Raw genomic sequence first — 9152 nt, 5'->3', positions numbered from 1 at the left:
TGAGGGTGTGCAGTTCGACAGCCCACTCGCTGCGGGCGGTAGTTGATAGGCAAATCACGGCGACGCCAGTAGAACTGCTGCTGAAAGACTGCTACCTGATGTCAATCAACCGGTGCCGTTCAGCTTCTCTCGTTCAAATGCCTGACCACTTGGTCTGCTACCTGCGCCAGGCAGCCTTTGAAGAAGTGATTGGCCGCGCTATAGACAACGACCGGGCGGTGCTCTGGCCGTGCCCAATCAAGCAGGTTGGCCAGCGGCGCCATCTCGTCGTGCTCGCCATGCAGCAACAGGCAGCGGGAGGGTAACGGCAGCGCTGGGTAGAACCGCCCGCCAGGCACCTCTCCCACCGGCAGCCCCAACAACGCGACAGCATGCAGCGAGCTTTCCAGCGTGACCGCGACCCTGGCAAACACGTGCGCACCAAACGAGAAGCCGACGAGTGCGATGGGCAGCTCGGGGTAACGTTCCTGCAGGTGCCTGACGACGACAATGCTGTCTTCGGCCTCACCTACTCCCTCGGCATGTGCGCCAGCGGTTTGCCCCACTCCGCGAAAGCTCGGGCGCACCACGCGCCAGCCTGCAGCGCACAGCTTGCGGGCCAAGGTCAGCGGTACCACGTGGTGCGGGCTGCCGCCCAGCAAGGGTTGCGGATGGCTGACCACCGCCACGCCCCTGACGGGCAACACCGGTTCATCGACAATCAATTCGATCAGCCCGGCCGGGCCCGTGATCAGCTGTTCGCTTCGTGCATCATCGTGCATCGCTATCTCCATCGACCGCTATCGTTTCGTCCGTTTCATTCGGTGCCGACTTGGCTGCTGGCAACGCGCGCAACACCATCACTACCAGCCCGACATTGATTGCCGCCAAGCAGCCCAACGCCATGAGCACCCCCATGGCACCGAAGTGCTGCAGCAGGTAGCCGCCAACTAACGGTGTCAGTGCCTGGCCGATTAATGAAGGCCGCGACATCTTGCCCATCAACACCACGTAGTGCGACGGTGGCATCAACGCCAGCGGTAGCAGGCCGCGAACGATCGCTCGCAGTCCGTTGCCCAGGCCGTAGAGTAACAAGCCCACCGCTGTCGCGCCTGGCGCAAACGCGACTAACAATACGCCTACCGCAACCAGCACGACTGACACCAATGCAGTCCAAATGGGGTGGCGCTTGCCCGCTAGCATCTGCAACACCCGCGGGGCGACCTGGCTCGGCCCCAACAACGCCGAAAGCGCGATGGCAGCAGCCAGCGAATAGCCCAGCCCTTGCAGAACGGCGACCAGTTGCACCGAAATGGCGGTCATGATGACCGCCCCCAGCGCGAAGATCCACGTCAGTTGCCGGTACACGCGTCGGTTCACGCCCGCGCTGCTCTGTTCGATGAGGCGCTTGCGCGGCGCTGACCGGACGGCGCTCGGCAGTACCTTGAGGTAAAACGGCGTTGTCACCAGAAGCACTGCGGCATAGCCGACACACGCGTAGCGCCAGCCCACATGCTCGATGGCAAATGCCACCAGCGGCCAGCACAGCGTTGTGGCAAACCCAGTAATCAGGGTAATGCCAGTAATGGCTTTACCCGCACGCTCGGCATACAGCGCACCCAATGTCGCGAACAGCGCTTCGTAGAGCCCGGCGGCCATGCCAACACCGATGATCACCCACGCGAGCAAAAACGTCGGCAACGTCTGGCTAGCCGCGACGATCAACAACCCGAGAGCAACGATCACGCCACTGCTGGCCAGTTGTGTCCGGCCACCATAACGGGCAACCAGGCGGCTCGACAGCGGTGCAAGCAGGGCCGAGACCATCAGGCTCAGCGACAACGCGCCGTACACCCACTGGCTGCCCCAACCGGTCTCGCGCGTTATCGGCTCGCCCATGACCGCCAGCAAGAAGAACGAGCCGCCCCAGACCAGAATCTGCAGCATGCCCAGGCAAAAAATGCCAAGGGCCCCGGGTAGACGAGCTTCGGCGTGCACGGTAAACCTTCAACAAGACGAACGAATCAGTGCGCGGGACGCACGCGCCTAGTTTAAGGCGATGCTGCGAGCGGTGCTAAACCCTCTGGGCATAACAGCTATTGACCCCTGCACCTGCAGGGGTCGGCACAATGCCACTTACGACTTGCGTTGCAAGGTGTGGTAATTCAGCGCTTCGCGCGCTTGCTTGAGGGTGCGCCCTTCGCTGATCAACGCACGGATATCCGCTTCGACTGCTTCGATCTGACGGGCAACCTGGGCAACCTCTTGCGCCCGCTCACGGGGCACTACAACGACGCCGTTGGCATCGGCAACGATGATGTCACGGGAGCAGACACGGGCCTGGCCGATGGAAACCGGCTGGTTGACCGATTCGACCTGGACACGGTCCTTGCCTGTGCGCATGAAGCGCCCCTGGGTAAACAGCGGATAGCCATCGCCCAAGGCCTTGTTCACATCGCGGCAGACGCCGTCGATCACCGTGCCAGCAATCTTCCGGGCCCCGGCATATTGGGTCATGATATCGCCCCACACGGTGCAGTCGGTGCGGCCATCATTGTCGATCACCACGATATCGCCCTCAGCGACCTCTTCGATGAAGTCACCAACGGTGCCCGGTGGCACGCTCGCCGACACGTACTTCACCGTGAACGCCGGCCCCACGACCACCTGCTTGTAGTTGTCGAGCGGCATCACACCAAAGCAATGGCCAGGCAGGCCGAGCTTGTCCAAGGCATCCGAGACGCCGGGCGTGTCCAGCCCTTCGAACAGTGCGACCAGCGCTTTATCTTCTGCGTGCATCATTAACTCCTTTCAAACAGACGGATTGATCACAACGGGTGACACCACAGGCCGTGAGGTCACACCTTTTGAGTCTTCGGCACCGGCTCCAGAATCGTCAGCAACAGCACAAAGCTGGCGAACGAACCAATCGCAAGGTAAGAGAACACGTAGTTCCAGCCATAACTGTCAAGCAACAAGCCGGTCAAAAACGGCGTCGCTGCGGCCCCTAGCTGCCCGACCATGTTGACGATGGCGTTGGCGACGGGGAACGTCTGCTTGGTCGCCAGTGCCATTGGGTAAACCATGTAAGAAGAGAACCCGAAGCTCAGCACGATGCCGGTCGCCATCAGCAACAGGCCATACGAGAACGGGTCGGCAGGCGAATGAATCAACAGGTACATCATCACCGAGGTACCCAGCGCTGAAAGCAGCATCCCAGGCTTGCGCCGCCCGCCCAACCAACGGTCCGAGCAATAGCCGCCCAACAGGTTGCCCAGCACTGCCCCAACCCAAGGCGCAGCCGAGACCAACCCCATATTCATCAACGAGAAGCCTTTGACGGTGATCAGGTAGGTGGGGATCCAGGACAACAATACGCTGGAAACACCCAGCTGGAAGCAGTACGCCAGCGCACTCCCCCAGATCAACCACGAACCGAAGACCTGGCGCTTGGTCTCCAGCGCCGCTACCTCGCGCCGACGAATGAAGAAGTCCAGGCGCTCGAAGCCTCGCCCTGGGGTCTTCTGCACGGCGGGTTCATTGCTGGCGACGTTGTCGCGCGGCGTTTCGTCAGTGATGTAATCAAGCTCCGCCTGATTGACGAAGCGGCTTTTCGAAGGGTGGTCGGCAATCAGAAAGTACCAGGCGATCGACAGCAAAATGCCCGGCACGGCGAAGAAATAGAACACCTCGCGCCAGCCCCACACCGCGATGATCACGGCACACAGCGGCGGTACGATGACCGGGCCGAACTTGACCGCAGACAGAAAAATGCCTGAAGCAATGCCCTTTTCTCTCGGCGGAAACCAGTTGTTGATGGTGGTGGTCATGCTGATCGGCAGCGGCCCTTCGGCAAGGCCCAGGCCGAACCGATAGATTTTCAACGCCAGCAGTGAGCCTGCGGTGCCCACCAACCCGGTCAGCACCGACGTCATGACCATGGCGGTCGGCAAGATCCGGCTCACGCCCAGGCGGCTGAAGGCCAAGCCTGCCGGGATTTGCGCCAAGGCATAAGCCAGCAGGAACAGGCTCATCAGCCCACCCGCTTCGGCGTTGCTCATCTCGAACTCTTTGCGAATAAAAGGCAACGCCACGCCGAGATTGGCGCGGTCGGCGGCAGCGATGGTGTAGATCGAGAAGATCATGCCAGCCACGATCCACCGGTAACTGCTGCGCCCTTTGGCATAGGCAACTTCAGCGATCGACATAGGTACATACCTTTGTTTTTGTAATTCGGCGGTAATCTAGGCGCCGCGAAGGTAGAAAAAAAGCGACAAATACTCACCACTTATCATCACTTTTAGTGGACAATCGCCTTCATTCACCTGCCTTGAAATCACTTCGGGGCCGCTCTGAAACGGGCTTTTCACACCTGGAGCACGCGATGATCACGCTGAAGCAAATCGAGGCCATCTACTGGATTGTCGAGCTGGGCAGCTTTGAAGCGGCTGCCGCCAAGCTCAACATGTCTCAATCGGCGATCTCCAAACGCGTGCAAGAACTCGAGGATGCCTTTGGCGTAGCCATCTTCGACCGCTCGAAACGCAGCGCCCGGCTGACCCAAAAGGGCTTAGAGCTACATGGCTGCGCCGTTGAAATGTTGCGCCAGCGGGATAACCTGCTGGAGCGCATCAGCTCGAAAGAAACGCTGGTCCGACGCTTCAGGCTCGGCGTAACGGAACTCACGGCGCTCACGTGGTTGCCGAACCTGGTCGATCAGATTCACCAGACCTACCCCAAGGTCGATCTGGAACCCTCGATCGAGTTGAGCACCGACCTGTTGCGCCGGCTCGAGGCTGACGAGCTTGACCTGATCATCGTGCCTGACATCTTCCGCGATGCCCGCTTCATCAGTACCCCGCTCGCCTCTGTCGAAAACGCGTGGATGTGCTCACCCTCGCTGTACCCGAGTGACGCCCCTATGGACTTGCAATCGCTGTCGTCGTTTACGGTACTCACCCAGGGAGGCAGCTCAGGCACCGGAAAAACCTACGAACGCTGGCTGGCGGAACATGACGTGCGGCTGACCAAGACGCTCACCAGCAACTACCTGGTGGCACAAGTCGGGTTGGCGATTTCGGGTGTCGGGCTCAGCTACCTGCCCAGGCAATGCATGAGCTCGATGATCGAGCAGGGCCGTTTGAAGGTCGTACAAACCGACTTGCCACTGCCGCCGATCAGCTATGTCTGCGTGCACCGGGCTGACCGCTACCAAGGGCTCAGCAATGAAGTGGCGCGGTTGGCGCAACAGGCCTGCGACTTCACCCGGCTTATCATCGCCTAAGGCGATGTTTTTTGATCAATAAATATCGCTAAAAGTAACGGCAGTTCTCTCCTACCATCGACCCATACCCCACTGGGTCAAGCCATTCAGGAGATTGTCATGCTGTTACCCGGGTCTCGTATCCTGCCGTCGCCAACACTCGCCCCTGCGCATGTGATCGAATCGTTCCGATCGGTCGTCACGCCGCACATCAGCGACAACCTGGGTCGACACATTGGCGCGCGAGGGCTTACCCGCTACAACACCTCGGGCAAGCTGGTCGGCACTGCGCTGACCGTCAAAACGCGCCCCGGCGACAACCTGTTCATCTACAAGGCACTGACGCTGCTCGAACCCGGTCACGTACTGGTCATCGATGCCCAGGGTGACACCAACAATGCGGTCATCGGCGAGTTGATCAAGCTCTACGCAGAGCAGCGTGGCTGCGTCGGTTTCATCGTCGACGGGGCGATTCGCGACGTTGAAAGCTTCAAGACCAGCCCTTGCTATGCACGGGCTGTCGTGCACTGCGGCCCTTACAAGAGCGGGCCGGGCGAAATCAACGTGCCGGTTTCGATTGGTGGCATGCTCATCTCACCCGGTGACATCATCGTTGCTGACGAAGACGGCATCGTCGCCTTCCCCCAGAACGTGGCTGAACTCGTACTAGGCAAAGCGCGCGAACACGAGGCTCACGAAGAGGCCGTCAAGGCAGAGATTGCCACGGGTGCACTGGACCAGTCGTGGCTCGATAAGGTGCTGGATAAAGCAGGCTTGTCGAACTGAGGTGAACTGATCGCCAGGGGCTGCTGCGCAGCCCATCGCAGCGGTTCGGCGCCCCGACAAGCCAGCTCCTACAGGGGGAGCGCATTCCTTGAAATTAGCATAATCCTGTAGGAGCTGGCTTGCCTGCGAAGGGCCGCGCAGCGGCCCCTTTGGCCCTAACAGTCCTACCCCAACAACTGGCTCAACACCGCCCGCAACTTCCCCGGTTTGACGGGCTTGTTCAGCAGCGGCGCGCCTAGCTTCTGCAAGGCGCGCCGGCACTGATCGCTGCGGTCTGCGGTAATGATCACCGCTGGAATGGCGACGGCAAAATGCTCGCGCAAATGCCTGACCACCTCGCAACCCACAACGCCGTGGTCCAGGTGATAATCCGCCAGGATCAACTCCGGCGCCTGCCCCCGCAAGGCCGCCAGGGCACCGGCCTGGTCGGTCGCTGTCACCACCTCACAGCCCCACTGCCCAAGCAGCGCGCCCATGCTTTCGAGGATGCTCACTTCGTTGTCCAACACCAGCAGCCGGCGGCCGGGTAACGGGTTTCCGGCGCTGGCTTGCGGCATCGCCGGGTGAGCAGGCAGCGGCACTTCTGTGCCGATCGGTACCTCGATGCTGAACATCGAGCCACGCCCCGGCCACGACCGTACCTGGACGCGGTAACCGAGAATCTTGGCGATCCGCTCGACGATAGCCAACCCCAGGCCCACGCCTTTGCGATCGGCAGCACGGCCGACGTCCAGTTGGTTGAACTCAAGGAAAACAGCCTCCAACCGATCTTCGGCGATGCCCCGCCCGGTGTCCCAGACCTCCAGGCGCAAGTGGCTGCCGCGACGCCTGGCCCCGAGCAAGATCTTGCCTTCGTCGGTATAGCGGCAGGCGTTGCTGAGAAAATTGCGCAAAATCCGTGTCATCAGCCGCATGTCGGTGTTGATGGCATAGTCGCCAATGTGCGCCCGCAGCTTCAGCCCTTCAGCGTCCGCCACCGAACTGAACTCCGAGACCAGCGGGCCAAACAGTTCGTCGAGGCGGTACAAGGCCACGTCGGGCTTGACCGCCGCCTGATCGAGCCGGGAGATGTCCAACAGGTCGGTCAGCAGGTCTTCGGCGCCTTCCAGTGCCTGGTGGGTGCGCTCCACCAGCACCTGCTCCGCCTCCGGCAACTGCCGTTCGCGCAGGGTCGAGATCAGCAGGCGGGCGGCATTGAGCGGTTGCAGCAGGTCATGGCTGGCAGCAGCCAGGTATTTGTCCTTGCTGCGGTTGGCGGTTTCGGCGGCGTCGCGGGCATCGCGCAGGGCGCGGGCAATCGCTTTACGCTCGGTGATCTGCTGCTGCAGGTTGCGGTTGGCCTCGAGCAGTTCATCGGTCCGCGCGGCGACCCGTCGTTCGAGTTCGTCGTTGAGTTGCTGCAGGTGCTGCTGGGCCTGCTTACGTTCGGTGATGTCGGCGACAAAGCCTTCGACCAGCCCTTCGTGGCCAGGCTTTAGCAGCAGGTTCATCAGCACATCGAGGTGGCTGCCGTCGCGGCGCCGCAAGCGGGTTTCGTAGCCGTGCAGGCTGTGTTCGCACGCGAGCGTCGCAGTGATTGCATGAAGCTCTTCGGCGCCGCCAACAAACAGGTTGGCGGCCAGGTCCGTCAGGGAAAACAGCACCGCCTGCGGGCTATCGTAGCCAAGCATGCGCGCCAGCGCGGGGTTGGCGGCACGCATGCCTTCTTGCAGGCTGGCCTGGAAAATGCCGTGGACGGCATTTTCGAACAGCCATTTGTAGCGGTTGCGTTCGGCCTCTAGCTCGTCCAGGCGGGCTGCCAGCTCTGGGTAATGGCTCTTGCGTGCCGAGTGGTCGCCCAGCCCCAACAGCCCGGCGAGCGCCCGCTGCTGCTCGTCAGAGGGCCTCGCCATAAACGACCTCGACATCACGCTGGCTCGACTCGCGGGGGTTGGTGAGGATGCACGGGTCATCCATCGCATGTTGCGACAGGAACGGGATGTCGGACGTACGCACCCCATGCAGGCCCAGGGTTTCGTGGAAGCCGATTGCGTGCTTCAGGGCGATCAGGTGGTCCACCAGGCGCCCGCAGATCTGCCGGTGGTTAAGCCCGCGGCAGTCGATGCCGAACACCTCGGCAATCACCTTGAAACGCTCGGGTGCCGAGCTGTAGTTGAACGCCACCACGTGCTCCACCAACACCGCGTTGCACAAGCCGTGGGGCAAGTCGAGGAAGCCGCCCAGGCTGTGGGACATGGCGTGGACCGCACCCAGAATCGCATTGGAAAACGCCAGCCCGGCCTGCATGCTGCCCAGCATGATCTTCTCGCGCAGGGCGATATCGGTCGGGTTGGCGATCATCTGCACCAGGTTGCCATTGATCAAGCGCATGGCTTCCAGCGCATGGGGGTCGGTCAACGGCCCGTGGCCGGTAGACACAAACGCCTCGATGGCATGCACCAGCGCATCGATGCCGGTGCAGGCAGACAGGAACGGGTCCATGCTCAGGGTGGTTTGCGGGTCGATCAGCGAGACGTCGGGCACCACCGCCTTGCTGACGATGGAGAACTTCATGCGCTCCTGCTGGTTGGAAATGATCACGAACTGCGACACGTCGGCCGAGGTGCCGGCCGTGGTGGGGATGAGGATCAGCGGCGGGCTGGGCACGCGGATCATGTCCACCCCTTCGAACTCGAGAATACTGCGCCCGTGGGCGACCACGATGCCGATCGCCTTGCCGCAATCCATCGGGCTGCCGCCGCCGACGGCGACGATCACGTCACAGTGGTTTTCCCGGTAGATCTCGGCGCCGAGCATGACCTCTTCGACCCGCGGGTTGGGCGAAACGGCCGTGTACAGGCAGTAGTCGATGCCCTGCGCTTGCAGGCTGGCCTCGACATCCGCCACCCAACCCGCAGCGATTACGCCGGGGTCGCTGACCACCAACACCTTGCGCGCACCGAAGGTCTTGGCGTAATTGGCGACGTTGTGCCGGCAGCCGGCACCAAAGATGATTTCAGGCGAAACGAACTTGCGAAGTGGGCTGAAACTCTGGCTCATTGGAAAGCCTGTTCTTATTGTTCTGGAAGGTAATCGCCAGCCTAAAGCATCCCGCAGCGAAAGCAACCAGACCAAAGCGGGGGCC

General features: G+C 61.5%; 8 protein-coding genes. 2 read left to right on the top strand and 6 right to left on the bottom strand.

The genetic code is table 11. The annotated features are described in order from the left end of the window. Positions 1 to 119: 119 nt before the first annotated feature. From GIB19_RS02725 to GIB19_RS02710, 4 genes are all read right to left on the bottom strand, one after another. The gene (locus GIB19_RS02725) at positions 120 to 761 is read right to left on the bottom strand and encodes an alpha/beta hydrolase (protein WP_027596464.1); all 642 of its coding nucleotides are present in this window, start codon (positions 759 to 761) and stop codon (positions 120 to 122) included. Then, positions 751 to 1926: an MFS transporter gene (locus GIB19_RS02720; protein ID WP_274883837.1), complete on the bottom strand. Its 1176-nt coding sequence runs from the start codon at positions 1924 to 1926 to the stop codon at positions 751 to 753. The genes GIB19_RS02725 and GIB19_RS02720 overlap by 11 nt, the downstream gene beginning before the upstream one ends. Before the next feature lie 189 nt (positions 1927 to 2115). Further along, positions 2116 to 2778, bottom strand: coding sequence for an RraA family protein (locus tag GIB19_RS02715; protein ID WP_085273784.1), 663 nt, complete (start codon positions 2776 to 2778; stop codon positions 2116 to 2118). Positions 2779 to 2837: 59 nt separating this feature from the next. Then, the gene (locus GIB19_RS02710) at positions 2838 to 4187 is read right to left on the bottom strand and encodes an MFS transporter (RefSeq protein ID WP_274883373.1); all 1350 of its coding nucleotides are present in this window, start codon (positions 4185 to 4187) and stop codon (positions 2838 to 2840) included. Positions 4188 to 4363: 176 nt separating this feature from the next. On the opposite strand from GIB19_RS02710, the gene GIB19_RS02705 reads away from it, so the two are divergent. Beyond that, a complete protein-coding gene (locus tag GIB19_RS02705; protein ID WP_265968056.1) occupies positions 4364 to 5263 on the top strand; it encodes a LysR family transcriptional regulator in 900 nt (299 codons plus the stop codon). 99 nt (positions 5264 to 5362) lie between these two features. Next, entirely contained in the window at positions 5363 to 6028 is a 666-nt protein-coding gene (locus GIB19_RS02700) for an RraA family protein (RefSeq protein ID WP_274883371.1), read from the top strand. 164 nt (positions 6029 to 6192) lie between these two features. On the opposite strand, the gene GIB19_RS02695 is transcribed toward GIB19_RS02700, so the two are convergent. Then, on the bottom strand, positions 6193 to 7920 hold the full coding sequence (locus GIB19_RS02695; protein WP_099429597.1) for a PAS domain-containing hybrid sensor histidine kinase/response regulator: 1728 nt from the start codon (positions 7918 to 7920) through the stop codon (positions 6193 to 6195). After that, positions 7904 to 9067, bottom strand: a complete 1164-nt coding sequence (gene ercA, locus GIB19_RS02690) for an alcohol dehydrogenase-like regulatory protein ErcA (protein ID WP_099429598.1) — start codon at positions 9065 to 9067, stop codon at positions 7904 to 7906. The genes GIB19_RS02695 and ercA overlap by 17 nt, the downstream gene beginning before the upstream one ends. Positions 9068 to 9152: the final 85 nt, after the last annotated feature.

The sequence above is a fragment of the Pseudomonas sp. ITEM 17296 genome (assembly GCF_028895205.1).
GTDB lineage: Bacteria > Pseudomonadota > Gammaproteobacteria > Pseudomonadales > Pseudomonadaceae > Aquipseudomonas > Aquipseudomonas kermanshahensis.
Note: the sequence above shows the minus strand (reverse complement) of the source record. Positions and strands in the feature narration are given on the sequence as shown.

Bases quoted from the DNA above. Each gene is read 5' to 3' on its own strand.
- ercA (WP_099429598.1), bottom strand. From the start codon at position 9,067: ATGAGCCAGAGTTTCAGCCCACTTCGCAAGTTCGTTTCGCCTGAAATC.
- GIB19_RS02705 (WP_265968056.1), top strand. From the start codon at position 4,364: ATGATCACGCTGAAGCAAATCGAGGCCATCTACTGGATTGTCGAGCTG.
- GIB19_RS02700 (WP_274883371.1), top strand. From the start codon at position 5,363: ATGCTGTTACCCGGGTCTCGTATCCTGCCGTCGCCAACACTCGCCCCT.
- GIB19_RS02715 (WP_085273784.1), bottom strand. From the start codon at position 2,778: ATGCACGCAGAAGATAAAGCGCTGGTCGCACTGTTCGAAGGGCTGGAC.
- GIB19_RS02720 (WP_274883837.1), bottom strand. From the start codon at position 1,926: ATGCTGCAGATTCTGGTCTGGGGCGGCTCGTTCTTCTTGCTGGCGGTC.
- GIB19_RS02695 (WP_099429597.1), bottom strand. From the start codon at position 7,920: ATGGCGAGGCCCTCTGACGAGCAGCAGCGGGCGCTCGCCGGGCTGTTG.
- GIB19_RS02710 (WP_274883373.1), bottom strand. From the start codon at position 4,187: ATGTCGATCGCTGAAGTTGCCTATGCCAAAGGGCGCAGCAGTTACCGG.
- GIB19_RS02725 (WP_027596464.1), bottom strand. From the start codon at position 761: ATGCACGATGATGCACGAAGCGAACAGCTGATCACGGGCCCGGCCGGG.